The 21,394-nt window shown below is 45.5% G+C and carries 30 protein-coding genes; all 30 read left to right on the plus strand.

What is annotated here, in order from left to right:
* Positions 1–101 precede the first annotated feature (101 nt).
* The 30 genes from rpoC (at position 102) to map (ending at position 21,387) form a co-directional block, all read left to right on the plus strand.
* Positions 102–3,716 carry a DNA-directed RNA polymerase subunit beta' gene (rpoC, locus tag QF049_RS26855; RefSeq protein ID WP_091039166.1) on the plus strand — a complete coding sequence of 1,205 codons (3,615 nt, stop codon included), beginning with the start codon at positions 102–104 and terminating at the stop codon, positions 3,714–3,716.
* A 205-nt stretch (positions 3,717–3,921) separates the two neighbouring features.
* The gene (locus QF049_RS26860; RefSeq protein ID WP_047841123.1) at positions 3,922–4,170 is read left to right on the plus strand and encodes a ribosomal L7Ae/L30e/S12e/Gadd45 family protein; all 249 of its coding nucleotides are present in this window, start codon (positions 3,922–3,924) and stop codon (positions 4,168–4,170) included.
* Between the two features lie 153 nt (positions 4,171–4,323).
* Positions 4,324–4,746, plus strand: a complete 423-nt coding sequence (gene rpsL / locus QF049_RS26865) for a 30S ribosomal protein S12 (protein WP_017692070.1) — start codon at positions 4,324–4,326, stop codon at positions 4,744–4,746.
* 87 nt (positions 4,747–4,833) lie between these two features.
* Positions 4,834–5,304 carry a 30S ribosomal protein S7 gene (rpsG, locus tag QF049_RS26870; RefSeq protein ID WP_018753997.1) on the plus strand — a complete coding sequence of 157 codons (471 nt, stop codon included), beginning with the start codon at positions 4,834–4,836 and terminating at the stop codon, positions 5,302–5,304.
* Positions 5,305–5,352: 48 nt separating this feature from the next.
* On the plus strand, positions 5,353–7,431 hold the full coding sequence (gene fusA, locus QF049_RS26875) for an elongation factor G (protein WP_124118838.1): 2,079 nt from the start codon (positions 5,353–5,355) through the stop codon (positions 7,429–7,431).
* A gap of 95 nt (positions 7,432–7,526) precedes the next feature.
* Positions 7,527–8,717, plus strand: a complete 1,191-nt coding sequence (gene tuf, locus QF049_RS26880) for an elongation factor Tu (RefSeq protein WP_062836181.1) — start codon at positions 7,527–7,529, stop codon at positions 8,715–8,717.
* Positions 8,718–9,154: 437 nt separating this feature from the next.
* A complete protein-coding gene (gene rpsJ / locus QF049_RS26885; RefSeq protein WP_017692074.1) occupies positions 9,155–9,463 on the plus strand; it encodes a 30S ribosomal protein S10 in 309 nt (102 codons plus the stop codon).
* 45 nt (positions 9,464–9,508) lie between these two features.
* Positions 9,509–10,132 (plus strand): 50S ribosomal protein L3, encoded by a 624-nt coding sequence (gene rplC, locus QF049_RS26890; protein ID WP_053779208.1) that lies wholly within the window; start codon positions 9,509–9,511, stop codon positions 10,130–10,132.
* A gap of 25 nt (positions 10,133–10,157) precedes the next feature.
* A complete protein-coding gene (gene rplD, locus QF049_RS26895) occupies positions 10,158–10,781 on the plus strand; it encodes a 50S ribosomal protein L4 (protein ID WP_017692076.1) in 624 nt (207 codons plus the stop codon).
* Positions 10,781–11,071 carry a 50S ribosomal protein L23 gene (gene rplW, locus QF049_RS26900; protein WP_017692077.1) on the plus strand — a complete coding sequence of 97 codons (291 nt, stop codon included), beginning with the start codon at positions 10,781–10,783 and terminating at the stop codon, positions 11,069–11,071. Before rplD ends, rplW begins: the two co-directional genes overlap by 1 nt.
* Positions 11,072–11,101: 30 nt before the next feature.
* Positions 11,102–11,932, plus strand: a complete 831-nt coding sequence (gene rplB, locus QF049_RS26905; RefSeq protein ID WP_017692078.1) for a 50S ribosomal protein L2 — start codon at positions 11,102–11,104, stop codon at positions 11,930–11,932.
* 71 nt (positions 11,933–12,003) lie between these two features.
* Positions 12,004–12,282 carry a 30S ribosomal protein S19 gene (rpsS, locus tag QF049_RS26910; RefSeq protein ID WP_062836183.1) on the plus strand — a complete coding sequence of 93 codons (279 nt, stop codon included), beginning with the start codon at positions 12,004–12,006 and terminating at the stop codon, positions 12,280–12,282.
* Positions 12,283–12,317: 35 nt separating this feature from the next.
* Positions 12,318–12,650 (plus strand): 50S ribosomal protein L22, encoded by a 333-nt coding sequence (gene rplV, locus QF049_RS26915; protein WP_024633583.1) that lies wholly within the window; start codon positions 12,318–12,320, stop codon positions 12,648–12,650.
* 15 nt (positions 12,651–12,665) lie between these two features.
* A complete protein-coding gene (gene rpsC / locus QF049_RS26920; RefSeq protein WP_076216858.1) occupies positions 12,666–13,331 on the plus strand; it encodes a 30S ribosomal protein S3 in 666 nt (221 codons plus the stop codon).
* Positions 13,332–13,333: 2 nt separating this feature from the next.
* Positions 13,334–13,768 (plus strand): 50S ribosomal protein L16, encoded by a 435-nt coding sequence (gene rplP, locus QF049_RS26925; RefSeq protein WP_017692082.1) that lies wholly within the window; start codon positions 13,334–13,336, stop codon positions 13,766–13,768.
* Positions 13,758–13,955 carry a 50S ribosomal protein L29 gene (rpmC, locus tag QF049_RS26930; protein WP_017692083.1) on the plus strand — a complete coding sequence of 66 codons (198 nt, stop codon included), beginning with the start codon at positions 13,758–13,760 and terminating at the stop codon, positions 13,953–13,955. The genes rplP and rpmC overlap by 11 nt, the downstream gene beginning before the upstream one ends.
* 48 nt (positions 13,956–14,003) lie before the next feature.
* Entirely contained in the window at positions 14,004–14,270 is a 267-nt protein-coding gene (gene rpsQ / locus QF049_RS26935; RefSeq protein WP_017692084.1) for a 30S ribosomal protein S17, read from the plus strand.
* Positions 14,271–14,304: 34 nt separating this feature from the next.
* Positions 14,305–14,673, plus strand: a complete 369-nt coding sequence (rplN, locus tag QF049_RS26940) for a 50S ribosomal protein L14 (protein WP_017692085.1) — start codon at positions 14,305–14,307, stop codon at positions 14,671–14,673.
* 39 nt (positions 14,674–14,712) lie between these two features.
* Positions 14,713–15,066: a 50S ribosomal protein L24 gene (gene rplX / locus QF049_RS26945; RefSeq protein ID WP_017692086.1), complete on the plus strand. Its 354-nt coding sequence runs from the start codon at positions 14,713–14,715 to the stop codon at positions 15,064–15,066.
* 32 nt (positions 15,067–15,098) lie between these two features.
* Complete coding sequence (gene rplE, locus QF049_RS26950) at positions 15,099–15,641, plus strand: 50S ribosomal protein L5 (protein WP_062836185.1); 543 nt, start codon at positions 15,099–15,101, stop codon at positions 15,639–15,641.
* A gap of 73 nt (positions 15,642–15,714) precedes the next feature.
* Complete coding sequence (locus QF049_RS26955; RefSeq protein ID WP_013312154.1) at positions 15,715–15,900, plus strand: type Z 30S ribosomal protein S14; 186 nt, start codon at positions 15,715–15,717, stop codon at positions 15,898–15,900.
* Between the two features lie 32 nt (positions 15,901–15,932).
* Entirely contained in the window at positions 15,933–16,331 is a 399-nt protein-coding gene (gene rpsH, locus QF049_RS26960; RefSeq protein WP_017692088.1) for a 30S ribosomal protein S8, read from the plus strand.
* A gap of 30 nt (positions 16,332–16,361) precedes the next feature.
* Complete coding sequence (gene rplF / locus QF049_RS26965; RefSeq protein ID WP_017692089.1) at positions 16,362–16,904, plus strand: 50S ribosomal protein L6; 543 nt, start codon at positions 16,362–16,364, stop codon at positions 16,902–16,904.
* Between the two features lie 117 nt (positions 16,905–17,021).
* Positions 17,022–17,390, plus strand: a complete 369-nt coding sequence (rplR, locus tag QF049_RS26970; protein ID WP_017692090.1) for a 50S ribosomal protein L18 — start codon at positions 17,022–17,024, stop codon at positions 17,388–17,390.
* Positions 17,391–17,417: 27 nt separating this feature from the next.
* Complete coding sequence (gene rpsE, locus QF049_RS26975; protein WP_017692091.1) at positions 17,418–17,915, plus strand: 30S ribosomal protein S5; 498 nt, start codon at positions 17,418–17,420, stop codon at positions 17,913–17,915.
* Between the two features lie 13 nt (positions 17,916–17,928).
* Positions 17,929–18,114, plus strand: a complete 186-nt coding sequence (rpmD, locus tag QF049_RS26980; RefSeq protein ID WP_017692092.1) for a 50S ribosomal protein L30 — start codon at positions 17,929–17,931, stop codon at positions 18,112–18,114.
* Between the two features lie 43 nt (positions 18,115–18,157).
* The gene (gene rplO, locus QF049_RS26985) at positions 18,158–18,598 is read left to right on the plus strand and encodes a 50S ribosomal protein L15 (protein WP_017692093.1); all 441 of its coding nucleotides are present in this window, start codon (positions 18,158–18,160) and stop codon (positions 18,596–18,598) included.
* Positions 18,598–19,896 (plus strand): preprotein translocase subunit SecY, encoded by a 1,299-nt coding sequence (gene secY / locus QF049_RS26990; RefSeq protein ID WP_047841120.1) that lies wholly within the window; start codon positions 18,598–18,600, stop codon positions 19,894–19,896. Before rplO ends, secY begins: the two co-directional genes overlap by 1 nt.
* Positions 19,897–19,986: 90 nt before the next feature.
* Positions 19,987–20,631 carry an adenylate kinase gene (locus QF049_RS26995; protein ID WP_036607188.1) on the plus strand — a complete coding sequence of 215 codons (645 nt, stop codon included), beginning with the start codon at positions 19,987–19,989 and terminating at the stop codon, positions 20,629–20,631.
* A 3-nt stretch (positions 20,632–20,634) separates the two neighbouring features.
* Entirely contained in the window at positions 20,635–21,387 is a 753-nt protein-coding gene (gene map, locus QF049_RS27000) for a type I methionyl aminopeptidase (protein WP_036607191.1), read from the plus strand.
* Positions 21,388–21,394: the final 7 nt, after the last annotated feature.

Consider the following 21,394-nt stretch of genomic DNA (forward strand, 5'->3'; position numbering starts at 1 on the left):
GCATGATGACCGGCGTTTTTCATCAGGCTCGCGTCTTGCTCCGGCTTCGGCCGGAGTGGGCGTAACCTAGAATACAGGAATTGGTTAAGGAGGGTTGCTCCTTGTTGGACGTCAACAATTTCGAATACATGAAGATCGGGCTTGCTTCCCCAGAGAAAATTCGTTCTTGGTCCCGCGGAGAAGTGAAAAAACCGGAAACGATCAACTATCGTACGTTGAAACCGGAAAAAGAAGGGCTGTTCTGCGAAAAGATTTTTGGCCCTACAAAAGACTGGGAATGTCATTGCGGTAAATACAAACGCGTCCGTTATAAAGGCGTTGTCTGTGATCGTTGTGGCGTTGAAGTAACACGTGCGAAAGTACGCCGCGAACGGATGGGCCATATTGAGCTCGCTGCTCCGGTATCGCATATCTGGTACTTCAAAGGTATTCCGAGCCGTATGGGTCTTGCTCTGGATATGTCTCCAAGATCTCTTGAAGAGATTATTTATTTTGCATCATATGTTGTAACTGATCCAGGAGAAACTCCACTGGAGAAAAAACAGCTGTTGTCCGAGAAGGAATACCGCAGCTACCGTGAAAAATACGGCTATGGTTTCCAGGCTGGCATGGGCGCAGAAGCGGTTAAAAAATTGCTTCAAGACCTTGACATAGACAAAGAGCTCGAGTTCCTGAAAGAAGAGCTCCGGACTGCGCAAGGACAACGTCGTAATCGTGCAATCAAACGTCTGGAAGTTATCGAAGCATTCCGTAACTCCGGCAACAAACCAGAGTGGATGATCATGGATGTGCTTCCTGTTATCCCACCGGAACTTCGTCCAATGGTACAGTTGGATGGTGGACGTTTTGCAACGTCTGACCTGAATGACTTGTATCGCCGTGTAATCAACCGGAACAACCGTCTGAAACGTCTGCTTGATCTGGGCGCGCCAGATATTATCGTGCAAAATGAAAAACGGATGTTGCAGGAAGCTGTTGACGCATTGATCGATAATGGTCGTCGTGGACGCCCGGTAACGGGTCCTGGTAACCGTCCATTGAAATCTCTCAGCCACATGCTGAAAGGTAAACAAGGACGTTTCCGTCAGAACTTGCTCGGTAAACGGGTTGACTATTCTGGTCGTTCCGTTATCGTTGTTGGACCTTACCTGAAAATGTATCAGTGTGGTCTGCCAAAAGATATGGCACTTGAATTGTTCAAGCCTTTTGTTATGAAAGAGCTTGTAAATAAAGGGCTTGCCCACAACATCAAGAGCGCGAAACGTAAAGTTGAGCGTGTAAGTCCTGAAGTATGGGATGTTCTTGAAGAAGTAATCAAGGAGCATCCGGTTCTGTTGAACCGTGCCCCTACGCTTCACAGACTCGGTATTCAAGCATTTGAGCCGATTCTCGTTGAAGGTAAAGCAATTCGTCTTCACCCGCTCGTATGTACGGCATACAATGCCGACTTTGACGGTGACCAAATGGCCGTGCACGTTCCGTTGTCAGCTGAAGCTCAAGCGGAAGCACGCATCCTGATGCTTGCATCTGGTAACATTTTGAACCCGAAAGACGGTAAACCGGTTGTTACTCCTTCCCAGGATATGGTGCTTGGTTCTTATTACCTCACTATGGACAACAAGGAAGAAAAGGGAACAGGTATGATCTTGCGTACAGTTAACGAAGCTGTATCAGCATACCAACGTGGTACTGCTGGTCTGCATGCGCGTGTAGCTATTCCGGTTAAGGCGCTTGGTAAAACAAGCTTCACGGAAGAACAGCAAGAAGGAATGTTGCTGACAACTATCGGTAAAATTATCTTCAATGAAATTTTCCCGGCAAGCTTCCCTTATATCAATGATGCGACTCGTGCTAACCTATACCAAGGTACTGCAGATCACTCATTTGTATATGAAAAAGGTGCTGATCTCAGAGAAGCTATTATGAATGCTCCTCTGGCTGGCGGTGTCGGTAAAGAATACCTCGGCTCCATCATTGCACGTTGTTTTGAAATTTATCACACAACGGAAACAGCCGTTATTTTGGATAAAATCAAACAACTTGGATTCACATACTCTACACGTGCCGGTATTACGGTTGCGGTATCTGATGTTATCGTTCCGCCTGAGAAGTTTGAAATTCTTAGACAGTCTGAGGAAAAAGCACAAATCGTTACGAATCAATACCGTCGTGGTCTGATTACGAATGAAGAGCGCTATGACCGTATCATTGATATCTGGTCAAAATCCAAAGATGACATCACTGAGATTCTGATGAAGTCCATGGATCGTTACAACTCGATCATGATGATGGTAGACTCCAAAGCACGGGGTAACAAATCGCAAATCACCCAATTGGGCGGTATGCGTGGTCTGATGGCCAACCCATCCGGTCGAATTATCGAACTCCCAATCAAATCGAACTTCCGTGAAGGTCTGACGGTACTCGAGTACTTTATCTCCACTCACGGAGCGCGTAAAGGTTTGGCGGATACAGCCCTGCGTACAGCCGATTCAGGTTACCTGACTCGTCGTCTCGTAGACGTAGCCCAAGACGTAATCGTGCGTGATGATGATTGTGGTACAGATAAAGGCTTTACGGTAAGTCGTATCCAGGATGGTAAAGAGGTTATCGAAGATCTCTACGACCGTATTGAAGGCAGATACTGCTTCGAGACAGTTCGTCATCCGGAAACAAAAGAAATCATTGCAGGTCGCAATGAATTGATTGACTCCGATAAAGCAGAAGCGATCATCAAAGCGGGAATCACCAAATTGCAAATCCGCTCCGTACTCAGCTGCCGTGCAAGTCACGGTGTCTGCAAGAAGTGTTATGGTCGTAACCTTGCGACAGGTAAACACGTGGAGATTGGTGAAGCAGTTGGTATTATTGCAGCACAATCCATTGGTGAGCCAGGAACACAGCTTACAATGCGTACGTTCCACACCGGCGGTGTAGCCGGAGACGATATTACGCAAGGTTTGCCGCGTATCCAAGAGTTGTTTGAAGCTCGTAATCCTAAGGGTCAAGCAACGATCAGTGAGATTGATGGTGTGGTTAAAGAGATTCGCGAAGCGAAAGATCGTCGTGAAATCGAAATTCAAGGTGAAGCGGAGTCCAAAGTATACTCTGTTACCTACGGTTCCCGTGTGCGCGTAAGCGAAGGCATGGAAATTGAAGCGGGTGACGAGTTGACAGACGGTTCCATCGATCCGAAAGAAATGCTGCGCATTAAAGGCGTACGTGGCGTACAAAACTACATTTTGCAGGAAGTACAGCGCGTATACCGTAACCAAGGCGTAGAAATCAATGACAAGCACGTTGAAGTTATGATCCGTCAAATGCTGCGTAAAATCCGCATCGTAGATGCAGGTGATACAACGCTGTTGCCAGGATCGTTCGTAGATACGCATGAGTACGAAAGAGCTAACAAAATTGCGATTCTTAGTGATAAAGAGCCAGCGGTTGCTAAACCAATCCTGCTTGGTATTACGAAAGCATCCCTGGAAACAGACTCCTTCCTCTCGGCGGCTTCGTTCCAAGAAACTACACGTGTACTGACAGATGCAGCGATCAAAGGTAAAGTCGATCAGTTGCTCGGTCTGAAGGAAAATGTAATCATCGGTAAATTGATTCCTGCAGGTACAGGTATGCACCGTTACCGCAGCATCAAATTTGCTGAGCCAGAAGATGGCCAATCTTCAGTAGAAGAACTTGAGCCAGTTTCGGTTGATTAAATAGATCCCTCCTCATTTAGAGGGGAATGAAAGTTTTGTACGTCAGGGGGCGGACGCTTGTATAATGCAGGCGGACGAATCCTGATGTGCGTAAACTTTTAAAAAATGTTTTAGGATTAGCATTGACAATGCTTGCGCTAGATGCTAATATATCAAAGGTGCGTGGGCAGCTGATTGTACATGGTTCTATTCGGAGGAATGCACAATGTCTAATGAAAAAGCCTTGCAAGATGCTCATGTCAAAATAGGTACCAAACAGACCATGCGGATGGTGCAGACAGGTATGGCTTCTGAAGTCTATGTCGCAGAAGATAGTGATCCGCAGCTCACTTCCAAAATCATTGCTTTGTGTGAACAACACAATGTGAAGTACACGAAAGTGGATACAATGAAAAATCTCGGCAAAGCTTGCGGGATTGGAGTGGGAGCAGCTATGGCTGCTGTCGTAAAATGATAGTGTAAGGAACGTTTTTGTCCGAGAACTTTTAGGGATTCTCTAAGGCAAAAACTTTTCATTTGTCTTTTTATGAACCGCCTGGGTCTGTGGACTTAGCGAAAAGAGGTTTATAAAGAAACATGAATATTTGAGGAAGGGGGTGGCAATCACATGCCAACTATTAATCAACTGGTTCGTAAAGGACGTCAAGCAAAAGTTGAGAAGTCAAAATCTCCAGCTTTGCAAAAAGGATTCAACGCTTTGAAACGTGAATCTACTAACATCAGTGCCCCACAAAAACGTGGTGTCTGCACTCGTGTAGGTACAATGACTCCACGTAAACCAAACTCTGCACTTCGTAAGTATGCTCGTGTTCGTTTGACGAACCGTCTCGAGGTAACTGCTTATATCCCGGGAATCGGACATAACCTTCAAGAGCACAGTGTGGTATTGATCCGCGGAGGTAAAGTTAAAGACCTTGCAGGAGTTCGTTATCACATCGTTCGTGGAGCTCTCGATACTGCAGGCGTAAACAACCGTATGCAAGCTCGTTCGAAATACGGTGCAAAACGTCCAAAAGCTAAAAAAGCCTAAACCATTATAAGCAGAGAACCTGAAAGCCTTCTGGCTTAGGTCTGGAAGGTACAGGGTCTGCTGAACAAGAAAGAAAGGGGGATATCCATGCCACGCAAAGGTCCAGTTACGAAAAGAGACGTGTTGCCAGATCCGGTATACAACAGCAAGTTGGTTACTCGTTTGATCAATCGCATCATGCTCGACGGAAAACGCGGTGTTGCTCAAAGCATTCTGTATAATGCGTTCAAGTTGATTCAAGAACGTACGGGTAATGACCCGATGGAAGTATTTGAAGCAGCAATCAAGAATATCATGCCAGTCCTGGAAGTTAAAGCTCGCCGTGTCGGCGGTGCCAACTACCAAGTACCAATCGAGGTAAAACCAGAGAGACGTACTGCTCTGGGACTACGTTGGCTCGTGAACTACTCCCGCAACCGCGGTGAGAAAACAATGGAAGAGCGTTTGGCGGCTGAGATCATCGACGCTTCCAACAACACAGGCGCTTCCGTTAAAAAACGTGAAGATACGCACAAAATGGCTGAAGCGAACAAAGCGTTTGCTCACTACCGTTGGTAGGATTCAGTTCACAATAAAAAACTTCAATTTTGAAGGGAGACCCATTTCATGGCTAGAGAGTTCTCCTTGAAAAATACACGTAATATCGGGATCATGGCTCATATTGATGCGGGTAAAACCACGACAACTGAGCGGATCTTGTTCTACACAGGACGTACGCACAAAATCGGTGAAGTACACGAAGGCGCTGCGACTATGGACTGGATGGAACAGGAACAGGAGCGCGGAATTACGATTACTTCCGCTGCGACTACCGCTGCTTGGAAAGGCCACCGCGTTAATATTATTGATACCCCGGGACACGTTGACTTCACTGTTGAAGTTGAACGTTCCCTTCGTGTATTGGACGGAGCAGTTGGTGTATTCAGTGCGAAAGAAGGCGTTGAGCCTCAGTCCGAAACCGTATGGAGACAGGCTGACAAGTACGGCGTACCTCGTATCGCATATGTAAACAAAATGGATATCATCGGTGCTGACTTCCTGAACGTTGTATCTGACATGCGTGATCGCCTTCAAGCGAACGCTGTTGCGATTCAACTTCCAATCGGCGCTGAAAATGATTTCAAAGGTATCATCGATATCGTTGCACAAAGAGCTCATATGTACAAAGATGATCTTGGTCAAGATATCGAAGAAACCGACATTCCTGCAGAATTTGCAGATCAAGTTGAAGAACTTCGCAACGAGTTGATTGAGCGCGTTGCTGAACTGGACGAAGATTTGACAATGAAATACCTGGAAGGCGAAGAGATCACAATTGATGAGATCAAATCCGTACTCCGTAAAGGTGTTGTAGATGTTAAGATCTTCCCAGTTATCTGTGGATCCTCATACCGTAACAAAGGTGTTCAACTGATGTTGGATGCTGTTATCGACTACTTGCCAGCTCCAACAGATGTACCATCAATTACTGGTCATCTTGAAGATGGAACTGAAGCAGTTCGTAAGTCCTCTGATGAAGAGCCATTCTCCGCATTGGCATTCAAAATCATGACTGACCCTTACGTAGGTAAATTGACATTCTTCCGCGTATACTCCGGTGTTCTTCAATCCGGTTCATATGTATTGAATGCCACTAAAAACAAACGTGAGCGTATCGGTCGTATCCTTCAAATGCATGCGAACAGCCGTCAAGAGATCACTGAAGTTTACTCCGGTGATATTGCAGCTGCCGTAGGTTTGAAAGATACGGGTACAGGTGATACACTATGTGATGAGAAAAATCCGGTTATCCTGGAGTCAATGAACTTCCCTGATCCGGTTATCGAAATCGCCGTTGAACCTAAAACCAAAGCTGACCAAGATAAAATGGGTGTTGCTCTCGGTAAGTTGACTGAAGAGGATCCAACTCTTCGTGCTCATACTGACGAAGAAACAGGTCAAACAATCTTGGCAGGTATGGGTGAGCTTCACCTTGATATCATCATCGACCGTATGCGTCGTGAGTTCAAGGTTGAAACTACTGTGGGTAAACCACAAGTAGCTTACCGTGAAACATTCCGTGCTCCAGCGCGCGTTGAAGGTAAATTCGTACGTCAATCCGGTGGTCGTGGTCAATACGGTCACGTATGGGTTGAATTCGAACCTCTCGAGCCGGGTACAGGCAGCCAGTTCGAAAGTAAGGTTGTCGGTGGTTCCGTACCAAGAGAATACATTCAACCTGCACTGTCAGGGATTGAAGAGCAAATGAAAAACGGCGTTATTGCAGGCTTCCCGCTTGTTGACGTTAAGGCTACAATCGTAGACGGATCTTACCATGATGTCGATTCCAATGAGATGGCATTTAAAATTGCCGGATCTATGGCGCTTAAAGCGGCTAAAGACAAGTGTAAACCAGTTCTGCTTGAGCCTATCATGAAAGTAGAAGTAACTGTTCCAGAAGAGTACATGGGTGACGTAATGGGTATGTTGAACTCCCGTCGTGGCCGCATCGAAGGTATGGATTCCCGTAGTGGAGCTCAAATCATCCGTGCTAAGGTACCTCTGTCTGAAATGTTTGGTTACTCTACAACTCTTCGTTCCGGTACTCAAGGACGCGGCGTATTCTCCATGGAACTCTCTCACTATGAAGAAGTTCCTAAGAGCATCGCTGAAGAAATCGTTGCCAAAACAAAAGGCACCGAGTAGTTTTCTCACACTGGATGCAAGTGCATAAGAATTCAATTCGGAGCACTTCATTCAGTGAAAACATAAAATTATAATTTTAAGGAGGCCACGTTCAAATGGCAAAGGCTAAATACGAACGTAATAAACCCCACGTTAACATCGGTACTATCGGTCACGTCGATCACGGTAAAACAACTCTGACTGCTGCAATCACAACTGTATTGTCCAAAACTTACGGTGGTGCTGCTGTAGCATTCGACCAAATCGACAAAGCGCCAGAAGAGCGCGAGCGCGGTATCACTATCTCCACAGCACACGTTGAGTACGAAACTGACACTCGTCACTACGCTCACGTAGACTGCCCAGGTCACGCCGACTATGTTAAAAACATGATCACTGGCGCGGCACAAATGGACGGAGCTATCTTGGTAGTATCCGCAGCTGACGGTCCAATGCCACAAACTCGTGAGCACATCTTGCTCTCCCGTCAAGTAGGCGTACCTTACATTGTTGTATTCTTGAACAAATGTGACATGGTTGAAGACGAAGAGTTGTTGGAATTGGTTGAGATGGAAGTTCGCGACCTTCTTAACGAATATGAGTTCCCAGGTGACGATACTCCAATCACTCGTGGATCCGCTCGTGAAGCACTGGCAAACCCAGATGGCGAATGGGCTCAAAAAATCGTTGAGATGTTCAAAGAGATCGACACTTACATCCCACTGCCTGAGCGTCAAACTGACAAGCCTTTCTTGATGCCTGTCGAGGACGTATTCTCCATCACTGGTCGTGGTACTGTTGCTACTGGCCGTGTAGAGCGTGGTACTGTTAAAGTCGGCGAAGAGATCGAAATCGTTGGTATCACTGAAGAAACTAAAAAATCTGTTGTAACAGGCGTTGAGATGTTCCGCAAATTGCTGGATTCCGCTCAAGCTGGTGACAACATCGGAGCACTTCTTCGTGGTGTTGACCGTAACAACATCGAGCGTGGCCAAGTTTTGGCTAAACCGGGTTCTGTTAAGCCTCACACAGAATTCACAGCTCAAATCTACGTTCTGACTAAAGAAGAGGGCGGACGTCACAAACCATTCTTCACTGGTTACCGTCCACAGTTCTACTTCCGTACAACTGACGTAACAGGCATCATCAACTTGCCTGAAGGTACTGAAATGGTAATGCCTGGTGATAACATCACTGTTACTGTTTCCCTGATCTCCCCAATCGCGATTGAAGAAGGAACTAAATTCTCCATTCGTGAAGGCGGACGTACAGTAGGTGCCGGTTCCGTAGCATCTATCCAAAAATAATTCGGCTTAACGCTGAATAAAGCATATGCAACAGTGTACTGGAACGAGTAACATTGTATTGTAACGAAGCTTCGGAAGAGTTCTTTATCCGACATCGGATAGAGAACTCTTTTATTATGTTTAAAGTTTCGGAACCTGCGTCATACGAAATGAACATCATTTACGAGTTTAGAAGGATTGGCAAGGCAGCCTGGATATTGAAGAATAACACTGCAATAAACGAAGTCATTTCATCAGAAAAGATAAGTTTAAATGTTTTTCTTAAATATGCTTGCAATACGCCTATCTTTTCTATATAATAATGAATGTTGTTCTGTGACGTTGCGATGATGTGAGAGGTTACTGGCACACCCGGCCCCTTTGCCATGGGAGAGTGGCTAGAAAATTTTCACGGAGTATGTCCGATAAAAAATTGGGCGATAGAAGGAGGGACTAAAATGGCAAAGCAAAAAATTCGTATTCGTTTGAAAGCTTACGACCACAGAATTCTTGATCAATCCGCGGAGAAAATTGTTGAAACAGCAAAACGTTCGGGTGCTGGTGTATCCGGTCCGATTCCGCTTCCTACTGAAAAACAAATCATTACTATTCTTCGTGCGGTGCACAAGTACAAGGATTCTCGGGAACAATTCGAACAACGTACACATAAACGTTTGATCGACATCGTTAACCCGACTCCACAAACTGTGGATGCCTTGATGCGCTTGGATCTGCCGTCCGGTGTAGATATCGAAATTAAATTGTAATATAGCTACAACAAAGACCATGTATAGAGGAAAAGAGGTGTCAACATGAAAGCAATCTTAGGAAAAAAACTCGGAATGACTCAAGTATTTACTCCTGAAGGTAACGTAGTTCCAGTAACGGTTATCGAAGCAGGCCCTTGTGTTGTTTTGCAAAAGAAAGACATTGAGAACGATGGCTACGAAGCAATTCAAATCGGTTACTCCGATAAGAAAGAGAAAAATGCTAACAAGCCAGAAGCAGGTCACGCTAAAAAAGCGAACACTGCCCCTAAGCGCTACGTTCGTGAAGTTCGCGGTATCAACATCGCAGAATATGAAGTTGGCCAAGAACTGAAAGCTGACATTTTCGCTGAAGGCGAATTCGTTGACGTAACGGGTGTATCTAAAGGTAAAGGTTTTGCCGGCGTTATCAAACGTTGGGGACAAAGCACTGGACCTATGTCACACGGTTCGCGTTACCACCGTGGCCCTGGTTCAATGGGTTCGATCCAAGCTAACCGCGTTCCTAAAGGCAAACGCCTGCCAGGACACATGGGACATGATACTGTTACAATCCAACGTCTTGAAGTAGTTAAAGTGGACGCTGAGCGTAACGTGTTGCTCGTGAAAGGTTCCATTCCTGGACCGAAAAACAGTCTCATTAAAGTTAAAGAAACGGTGAAAAAATAACCACTGAAGAAAGGAGGAACACAAAATGCCAAAAGTATCAGTTTACAATGTAGATGGTAGCCAGGTAGGCGAAGTTGAATTGAACGATGCGGTTTTCGGAATTGAGCCGAACCAACACGTTCTGTACGATGCAGTTCTTATGCAACGCGCTTCCCTTCGTCAAGGTACCCACAAAGTAAAAGGACGTTCTGAAGTACGTGGCGGTGGACGTAAGCCTTGGAAACAAAAAGGTACAGGTCGCGCTCGTCAAGGTTCAATTCGTTCACCACAATGGAAAGGCGGCGGTATCGTATTTGGTCCAACACCACGGAGCTATGCGTACAAACTGCCTAAGAAAGTTCGCCGCTTGGCGATCAAATCAGCCCTTTCATCCAAAGTGCTTGACAATGACATTATCGTTTTGGACGCTCTCACATTGAGCACACCTAAAACTAAAGAATTCGCAGCCATCTTGAGTAACCTCAAAGTGGGACGTAAAGCTTTGATCGTAGCTCCTAGCTATGATGATAATGTAGCTCTTTCCGCACGGAATATTCCAGGCGTGAAATTCGTAGCTGCTGACGGCATTAATGTTCTTGACGTGCTTTCGCACGACAAATTGATCATTACGAAAGAAGCAGTTCAGAAGGTAGAGGAGGTGCTCGCGTAATGAAGGATCCTCGTGATATTGTAAAACGTCCGATTATTACGGAACGTACTGCTGACATGATGAACGACTTGAAATATGTATTTGAAGTCGATATCCGTGCAAACAAAACCGAGATCAAAAAGGCAGTAGAAGCTATTTTCAATGTAAAAGTGAAAAACGTGAACACGCTTCGTGTTCCAGCTAAGCCGAAACGGTACGGACGTTATTCCGGATATACTAGCGAATGGAAAAAAGCGTTTGTAACGCTGACAAAAGACAGCAAAACGCTTGAGTTCTTTGAAACTGTATAATTGAATTTTTGAAGTAAGGAGGGAAACCCAGTGCCAATCAAAAAGTATAAACCAACATCCCCGGCAAGACGGAACATGTCCGTTTCTACATTTGAGGAAATCACCACAAATCAGCCGGAGAAATCGTTGTTGGCCCCGTTGAGCAAACAAGCAGGCCGCAACAACCAAGGTAAAATTACAGTTCGTCACCATGGTGGTGGACACAAACGTAAATACCGTATCATTGACTTCAAACGTACTAAAGATGGAATACCGGGCCGCGTTGCTACGATTGAGTATGACCCGAACCGTACATCCAACATCGCTCTGATTCACTATGCTGATGGTGAAAAACGTTATATCATCGCTCCTAAAGGTTTGAAAGTTGGAGATCAAGTATTCTCCGGACCTGAATCAGATATCAAAATCGGTAACGCACTGCCACTCGAAAACATTCCAGTAGGTACCGTTATCCACAACATCGAGTTGAAACCAGGTAAAGGCGGACAATTGGTTCGTGCTGCTGGTACAGAAGCTCAATTGCTTGGTAAAGAAGAAAAATACGTTTCCGTTCGTCTCTCTTCCGGAGAAGTTCGTCGTATTTTGAAAGTTTGCCGCGCGACAATCGGATCTGTTGGTAACCAAGACCACGAGCTCATCAAAATCGGTAAAGCCGGTCGTAGCCGTTGGTTGGGTAAACGTCCTGAGGTTCGTGGTGTAGTAATGAACCCTAACGATCACCCACACGGTGGTGGTGAAGGTCGTGCTCCAATCGGACGTAAATCGCCAATGTCACCATGGGGTAAACCTACTCTTGGTTACAAAACGCGTAAGAAAAATAAAGCTTCTGATAAATACATCATTCGCCGCCGCACGAAGTAATACACATTGTGCATAACTTCGTGAGGCATCTGCGGATGCATAATAGCTACGTTTGAAGGGAGGATCTCCACATGGGTCGCAGTTTGAAAAAAGGGCCATTTATTGATGGCTACATGCTCAAAAAGGTAGAAGAGATGGAAGCTTCAGGTAAGAAGAACGTAATCAAAACCTGGTCCCGTCGTTCTACAATTTTCCCACAATTCATCGGACACACATTTGGCGTTTACGATGGTCGTAAACACGTGCCAGTGTATGTAACTGAGGACATGGTCGGACACAAACTGGGTGAGTTCGCTCCAACCCGTACGTACAAAGGCCATACTGATGATGATAAGAAAACAAGAAGATAAATGAACATCTTTAATGTTTGAGAGGAGGTTACACAATGGAAGCAAAAGCACATGCTAAGTTTATCCGGATTGCTCCTCGTAAAGTTCAACTCGTTGTTGACTTGATTCGCGGCAAGCAAGTAGGTGAGGCGGTTGCCATTCTCCGTCACACTCCGAAATCCGCTTCTCCAATCGTTGAGAAGTTGCTTAACTCCGCTATTGCGAATGCGGAACATAACTATTCTTTGGATGTTAACAACTTGGTTATCTCGCAAGCTTACGTGAACCAAGGACCGACAATGAAACGTTTCCGCCCTCGTGCAATGGGACGTGCAAGTCGTATTAACAAACGTACTAGCCACATTACTTTGGTGGTATCTGAGAAGTAGAAGGAGGGGAAATGTGTGGGCCAAAAGGTAAATCCAGTCGGACTCCGTGTCGGAATTATCCGTGACTGGGAATCTAAGTGGTATGCAGGCAAAGACTTCGGTGATCTTTTGATGGAAGACGTGAGAATTCGTGAATTCCTGAAAAATAAATTGAAAGACTCCGCTTTATCTCGTGTAGAAATTGAGAGAGCGGCTAACCGCGTAAACGTAACGATTCACACTGCTAAACCAGGTATGGTTATTGGTAAGGGTGGTTCGGAAGTTGAAAATCTTCGTAACCAAATTACGAAAATTGCTGGCGGTAAAAAAGTACACATCAACATTTCTGAAATTAAGAACCAAGACTTGGACGCTGTTCTTGTAGCTGAAAGCATTGCACAACAATTGGAACGTCGTGTTTCTTTCCGTCGTGCTCTGAAACAAGCAATTCAAAGAACTATGCGCTCCGGTGCTAAAGGTATCAAAACTCAAGTAGGCGGACGTCTTGGCGGTGCTGAGATCGCACGTTCTGAAGGCTACAGCGAAGGAACTGTTCCACTGCACACACTGCGTGCTGACATTGACTATGGTACAGCAGAGGCTCATACTACTTACGGACGTATCGGCGTAAAAGTATGGATCTATCGTGGAGAGGTTCTTCCTACGGCTAAGAAACAAGCTGCTAAGGAAGGAGGCAACTAATCATGTTGGTACCAAAACGTGTAAAACACCGTAAGCAACAACGTGGACATATGAAAGGCCAAGCTAAAGGCGGAACGACTCTGAACTTTGGCGAATACGGTCTGCAAGCTACGGAACCGGCTTGGATTACGAACCGTCAGATCGAAGCGGCTCGTATTGCGATGACTCGTTACATCAAACGTGGTGGTAAAGTTTGGATCAAAATTTTCCCAGACAAACCAATCACTCAAAAGCCTCTCGAGGTTCGGATGGGTAGCGGTAAAGGTAACGTAGAAAAATGGGTTGCAGTAGTGAAACCAGGTAAGATCATGTTTGAACTTGCTGGTGTACCGGAGGAAATTGCACGCGAAGCAATGCGTCTTGCCGCTCACAAACTGCCAATCAAAACGAAGTTCGTGAAACGTGAAGAATTGGGTGGTGAAGCAAATGAAAGCTAGTGAATTTCGCAACCTAACCTCTGCTGAAATCGAGCAAAAGATTGCCGGATTTAAAGAAGAACTCTTTAACCTCCGCTTTCAATTAGCTACCGGTCAGCTGGATAACCCGACTCGCATCCGTGATGTGCGGAAAGAAATAGCTCGTGCTAAAACCATTATCCGTGAGAGAGAATTGGGAATCGGTTAATTAGGGATAGGATGGACAATCCGTCCGTAATCAGGAAGGAGGCCAACAATGAGCGAAGAACGTAACGCACGTAAAGTGCAAACTGGTAAAGTGGTCAGCGATAAAATGGACAAAACAATTGTTGTTGCTGTAGAAACTTACAAAAAACACAACTTGTACCATAAACGCATTAAGGTTACTAAAAAATTCAAAGCACATGACGAAGAAAACACTGCGAAAATCGGTGACACGGTGAAAATCATGGAGACTCGTCCGCTTTCGAAAGATAAACGCTGGAGACTTACTGAAATCGTAGAAAAAGCGGTTATCATCTAATGCTCAGCAGCACTGCTGAAAGGAGGAATACTAAATGATTCAACCATTTACACGTTTGACTGTGGCTGACAACTCCGGTGCGAAGGAACTGATGTGTATCCGCGTACTCGGCGGTACGGGACGTCGTACAGCTCAAATCGGTGATCTGATCGTTTGTTCTGTTAAACAAGCAACACCAGGCGGCGTTGTCAAAAAAGGTGATGTAGTTAGAGCGGTTGTCGTTCGTACGAAACGTTCTGTACGTCGTAAAGACGGTTCCTACATCGGTTTTGATGAAAATGCAGCGGTTGTTGTAAAAGACGACAGAAGCCCACGTGGAACACGTATTTTCGGACCAGTTGCTCGCGAACTTCGCGATAAAGACTTCATGAAAATCGTTTCCTTGGCTCCAGAAGTTATCTAAAGCTTAATCTCGTGATGTTAGAAACAGGAGGTGTACGAAATGCCAAGAGTGAAAAAAGTTCTGGAATCCCATAACAACAAACTTCACGTTAAGAAGGAAGATACGGTTATGGTGATCAGCGGTAAAGACAAAGGTAAAAAAGGCCGTGTCATCGCTGCTTATCCTCGTGAGAACCGCGTCCTTGTGGAAGGTGTTAACATGGTGAAAAAACACCAGAAGCCTAACCAGCAAAATCCGCAAGGCGGCATTATCGAGAAGGAAGCTCCGATTCACGTTTCCAACGTAATGCACATCGATCCGAAGAGCGGAAAAGTAACCCGTGTAGGTTACAAAGTTTTGGATAACGGAAAGAAAGTGCGCGTTGCTAAACGTTCCGGAGAAATTATCGACTAATTGAACCGAATGAGAAAGGAGGGCTATGATTCATGGCATCAAGAATGAAAGAACGTTACCTGCAAGAAATCGCTCCTGCTTTGATGCAGAAGTTTAACTATACAACGGTAATGCAAGTGCCGAAAATCGAGAAAATCGTTATCAACATGGGTGTGGGCGACGCTGTCCAAAACTCCAAAGTGTTGGATTCCGCAGTAAGCGATTTACAACTGATCGCAGGTCAAAAACCTGTAATCACTCGTGCTAAAAAATCTATCGCAGGATTCAAACTGCGTGAGAATATGCCTATCGGTGTTAAAGTAACATTGCGCGGCGAGCGTATGTACTTCTTCCTCGATAAACTGTTCAACGTTACGCTTCCTCGTGTCCGCGACTTCCGCGGTGTATCGAGCAAAGCTTTCGACGGACGTGGTAACTACACACTGGGTCTGAAAGAACAACTGATCTTCCCAGAGATCGAGTATGATAAAGTTGATAAAGTCCGCGGTATGGATATTGTCATCGTAACAACGGCGAAAACAGACGAAGAGTCCCGCGAATTGCTCACGCAAATGGGAATGCCTTTCGTTAAGTAATGTTGGCATAACGTTTCCGGGTGTCTGGAAAGACTCCCTTTTCTCCGAAATTATTTAGGAGGTGTCAGGCTAAGTGGCAAAAACTTCGATGAAAGTTAAACAACAACGTACACCTAAGTTTAAAGTACGTGCATATACACGCTGTGAGCGTTGCGGACGTCCACATTCGGTCCTGCAAAAGTTCAAAATTTGCAGAATTTGTTTCCGTGAATTAGCTTATAAAGGCCAGATCCCTGGCGTGAAAAAAGCAAGCTGGTAAAAAGTCCTGAACGGGAAGGAGGTTAACTCACAATGACTATGTCTGATCCAATTGCAGATATGCTTACTCGTATTCGTAACGCGAACACTGTTCGTCACGAAACGGTAGAAATGCCTGCTTCGACAATGAAAAAACAAATCGCCGATATCCTGAAGCGTGAAGGTTTCATCCGTGACGCTGAAGTTATCGATGATAACAAACAAGGGATTATCCGTGTTTTCCTGAAATACGGTCAAAATAACGAGCGCGTTATCACTGGTCTGAAAAGAATCAGTAAACCTGGTCTTCGTGTTTACACGAAAAGCAACGAAGTACCTCGTGTACTTGGTGGCCTGGGAATCGCGATCATCTCGACATCTAAAGGTATCATGACGGACAAAGAAGCTCGTCAATCGAAATCCGGCGGAGAAGTCGTTTGCTACGTTTGGTAATATAACGTCACAAGATAGGAGGTGCAACATATGTCTCGTATTGGTCGCAAACCAATCACAGTACCAAGTGGTGTAGACATCACCCTGGACAACACCGTTATTACGGTAAAAGGACCAAAAGGAACTTTGACTCGTGAGCTTCATAAAGACATGAAGGTTACAGTTGAAAATAACGAAATCACAGTTGTGCGTCCTTCCGATAACAAAACTCACCGTTCTTTGCACGGCACAACGCGTAGCGTTGTAAACAATATGGTGAGCGGCGTTACTGAAGGATTCGCGAAATCTCTGGAATTGGTTGGGGTCGGATATCGTGCAAGCAAATCCGGAGATAAAATCGTTCTAAACGTTGGTTACTCTCACCCGGTTGAAATTACACCGGAAGCGGGAATTGAATTCGAAGTACCTTCGAATACAAAAATCATCGTTCGCGGAATTGACAAAGAGCGTGTAGGTGCTTACGCTGCTAAAATCCGTTCCGTACGTGAACCTGAGCCGTACAAAGGTAAAGGTATTAAATATGAAGGCGAGCGTATCATCCGTAAGGAAGGTAAAGCCGGTAAGAAGAAATAAGATTTCTCTTACCGCCTTTGCGCGGCTTTCGGCTTGCTTGCTTCGTGTGTTTCTAATATACCCCGTGGCTTCTGCTTTGAAGCCAGCGAGGTAACCTGAAAGGAGTGAATCTTTGAGATGATTACGAAACCAGATAAAAATAAGGCTCGTCTGAAAAGACACCTTCGTGTTCGTAAGAAAATCCAAGGAACGGCAGCACGTCCTCGTTTGAACGTATTCCGTTCTGGTAAACATATGTATGCTCAAATCATCGATGATGTTGCTGGTGTAACAATCGCTTCTGCGTCTACTGTAGACAAAGAATTGAGCACTGACATCAAAAATGGTGCATCCGTTGAATCAGCTCGTAAAGTTGGCGAACTCGTTGCTAAACGTGCTAAAGATAAAGGTGTTTCCAACATCGTATTTGATCGTAGCGGTTATCTGTACCATGGTCGTATCGCAGCATTGGCTGAAGCGGCTCGTGAAGCAGGACTTGAGTTTTAAGATATTTTTCAAAAGGAGGTTAACGACTTGCGTGTAGATCCGAATACTTTGGAACTGACTGAAAGAGTTGTAAATATTAATCGCGTAGCTAAAGTAGTAAAAGGCGGACGCCGTTTCAGCTTTAGCGCACTGGTTGTAGTCGGCGACGGCAACGGCTGGGTTGGAGCTGGTATCGGTAAAGCGGGCGAAGTACCTGATGCAATTCGCAAAGGTATTGAAGACGCTAAGAAAAACCTTGTACACGTTCCACTCGTAGGAACATCGATTCCTCACTTGGTAACAGGTAAGTTCGGCGCAGGACGCGTGCTGTTGAAACCAGCATCTGAAGGTACTGGTGTTATCGCTGGTGGTCCTGTACGTGCGGTTCTCGAACTTGCTGGTGTAGGTGACATTTTGACAAAATCTCTGGGTTCTTCGAATTCCATGAACATGGTCAATGCGACTTTGGAAGGTTTGTCCCGTTTGAAGCGTGCTGAAGACGTGGCTAAACTGCGCGGAAAATCCGTCGAAGAGCTTCTGGGTTAAGGAGGGAATTCTCATGGCTAAATTAGAAATTACCCTCGTCCGCAGCTTGATCGGACGTCCGGAGACGCAAAGAACAACTGTGAAAACATTGGGTTTGCGCAAAATCAATAGCAAAGTGGTACAAAACGATAATCCTGCCATTCGTGGTATGATTAACAAAGTAAGCCACTTGGTTGCTGTTAAAGAAGTAGAAGCTTAATAACGGGTTAATCCCACAAATCTTTAAGGAGGTGCAACGAACGATGAAGTTACATGAGCTTTCACCATCTCCTGGATCCCGCAAAGAACGTAAACGTCTTGGTCGCGGTCCAAGTAGTGGTACAGGTAAAACATCAGGTCGCGGTCACAAAGGACAAAATTCTCGTTCTGGCGGTGGAGTTCGTCCAGGCTTCGAAGGTGGACAAAATCCATTGTATCGTCGCTTGCCAAAACGTGGTTTTGTAAACCCAACTCGCAAAGAATATGCAGTTGTGAATACTGAAGACCTGAACAGTTTTGCTGCGGGTACTGAAGTAACTCCAGAATTCTTGATGACGAATGGCGTAGTTAAAAACGCTAAATCCGGAATCAAAATCCTGGGTAACGGTGATGTCACTGTGAAGCTGACTGTTAAAGCTAACAAGTTTTCTCAATCTGCTATTGAGAAAATTGAAGCTGCCGGCGGTACAACTGAGGTGATTTAATGTTCAAGACCCTAAAGAATATCTGGCGGGTTGAAGATCTGCGCAAAAGGGTATTATTTACCCTTTTTGTACTGATCATTTACCGCATCGGCTCCTTTGTCCCCGTGCCGGGAGTTAACAAAGATGTGTTCGAAGCGACAAATTCTGCGGGTAAAGAAGTTTTTGGACTTCTCAATACGTTCTCGGGTGGAGCGCTCTTCCAGTTCTCGATATTTGCGCTCGGGATCGTGCCTTACATCACTGCGTCTATCATAGTACAGTTGCTTTCCATGGACGTTATTCCTAAATTAGCGGAGTGGGCAAAGCAAGGTGAACAAGGTAAGAAGAAATCTGCACAGTTGACCCGTTATTTAACCATCGGGCTGGCATTGATTCAAGCGTTTGGTACGTCGATCGGATTCAACCGCTTGTACAATACAGAGATGGTGCCTAACGCTACATTTGCAGATTATATCTTGATCGCGATTGTACTTACGGCTGGTACTTCATTCCTGATGTGGCTTGGTGAGCAGATCACCGAGAAGGGCATAGGAAACGGGATTTCGATCTTGATCTTTGCGGGTATCCTATCTACGGTGCCTAACATTATCAAACAAACGATCGAATCTGACTTCATTCAACCTGACCAACTGTTTATGAATATTCTTAAAGGTGTTATCATCGCAATTGTTATTGTGTTGATCATCATAGGGGTCATTTACATTCAGCAGGCGATTCGGAAAATTCCGGTACAGTACGCTAAACGTGTCGTAGGTAACAAAATGTACGGTGGACAGAATACACATATCCCGCTGAAAATTAATGCAGCAGGTGTTATCCCTGTCATCTTTGCATCATCGCTGTTGATGTTCCCAACGATCATCGCCAACTTCTGGGCAGATCGCCTCTGGGCACAGTGGATCGGACAGAACCTGACTACACACAAACCTCTGGGTATGCTGCTGTATGTCGTGATGATCTTCGGTTTCACATTCTTCTATACTTTCGTACAGATGAATCCACAGCAGATGGCTGATAATATGAAAAAGAACGGCGGTTACATCCCAGGCATTCGCCCGGGTAAAGCAACCGAGAAATATCTGACCCGTGTCATGACTCGTTTGACAATGGCCGGAGCCATCTTCTTGGCAGTCATTTCCGTTCTGCCTGTATTCTTAGGGGCACTTTCTGGTTTGCCTCAATCTGCGCAAATTGGAGGAACATCCCTCCTGATCGTTATCGGTGTTGCGCTGGATACGATGAAGCAAATCGAAAGCCAATTGATCAAACGCCACTACAAAGGTTTTATCAATAAATAGGCAATAGGTACCGGTTGAGTGAAGATTTACTTGCCGGCACCTATTGTGCTGTTTGTTGATGTAGGGTAGTCTTGGAGGGAGTGACATAACGTGAACATCCTATTCATGGGCCCTCCGGGGGCAGGAAAAGGAACGCAAGCAGACGTCATCGTGAAAGAGTTCGGTATTCCCCATATTTCAACAGGCGATGCATTTCGTCTCGCGATCAAACAGGGAACTCCCATTGGCATGAAAGCCAAGGAATATATGGATCAAGGATTGCTTGTACCAGATGATGTAACCATTGGCATCGTTGAAGAACGTTTGCAGCAGCCTGACTGCAGAGAAGGTTTCCTCTTGGACGGATTTCCAAGAACCCTTTCGCAAGCAGAAGCGCTCGATGGCATTCTGGATCGATTGAACTCAGGTCTCGATCATGTAATCAACCTGAAAGTGGATCGCAACAAATTGCTGGCTCGTTTGACGGGGCGTCGAATTTGTAAAAACTGTGGTTCCACTTATCATGTGGTATTCAATCCGCCTAAGCAGGAAGGTATTTGTGATAAATGCGCTGGTGAGTTGTATCAACGCTCTGATGATAATGAAGAGAGTGTAGGTACACGACTGGACGAGTATATCAACAAAACAGCACCACTCCTCACGTTCTATGAGACTAAAGGTCTTCTTCGTCAAATGAACGGAGAACAGGATATCGATCAAGTTTCTCAAGAAATCGTGTCCTTACTGAGAGGTTAATTGATGATCATTGGTAAGTCCGAAACGGAACTGGGCTTGATGAGGGAAGCAGGGAGAATTGTTGCGGAAACGCATCGTCTCTTGGCAGAGCATATCGCTCCCGGTATTACGACTGGAGAACTTGACCATATGGCCGATCAATATATCCGCAGTCAAGGAGCTGTGCCGTCTTTCAAAGGTTATAACGGTTTCCCTGCCAGTGTGTGCGCTTCAGTCAATGAAGAGTTGGTACATGGATTTCCCGGCAAACGCAAGTTGAACGAGGGCGATATCGTTACGTTTGACATTGGCGCGCAGTACCAGGGGTATCATGGAGATTCCGCCTGGACTTATCCGGTCGGCCGTATTTCCGAAGAAGCCCGTCGTCTTCTGGACGTTACCGAGGCTTCGTTATACGCAGGTCTGGCGCTGGTAAAACCGGACGTTCGCTTGTTTACAATATCTCATGCGATTCAGAAATATATTGAAGATGAAGGGTTCTCCGTAGTTCGTGAATATGTCGGTCACGGCATAGGAGCAGATCTGCACGAAGAACCACAGATTCCGAACTATGGTCTTCCCGATCGGGGGCCACGGCTTAAAGCGGGCATGGTGCTGGCCATAGAGCCGATGGTTAACGTAGGTAGACGGTATGTGAAAACGTTGGAAGATAACTGGACTGTCGTCACGGTTGATGGCAAGTTATGTGCCCACTTTGAACACACCGTAGCAGTTACACCAGATGGTATGGAAATTTTCACGAAACTGAATGCGTAGGTGATGA

The sequence above is a fragment of the Paenibacillus sp. W4I10 genome, assembly GCF_030816325.1.
Taxonomy (GTDB): Bacteria; Bacillota; Bacilli; order Paenibacillales; family Paenibacillaceae; genus Paenibacillus; species Paenibacillus amylolyticus_B.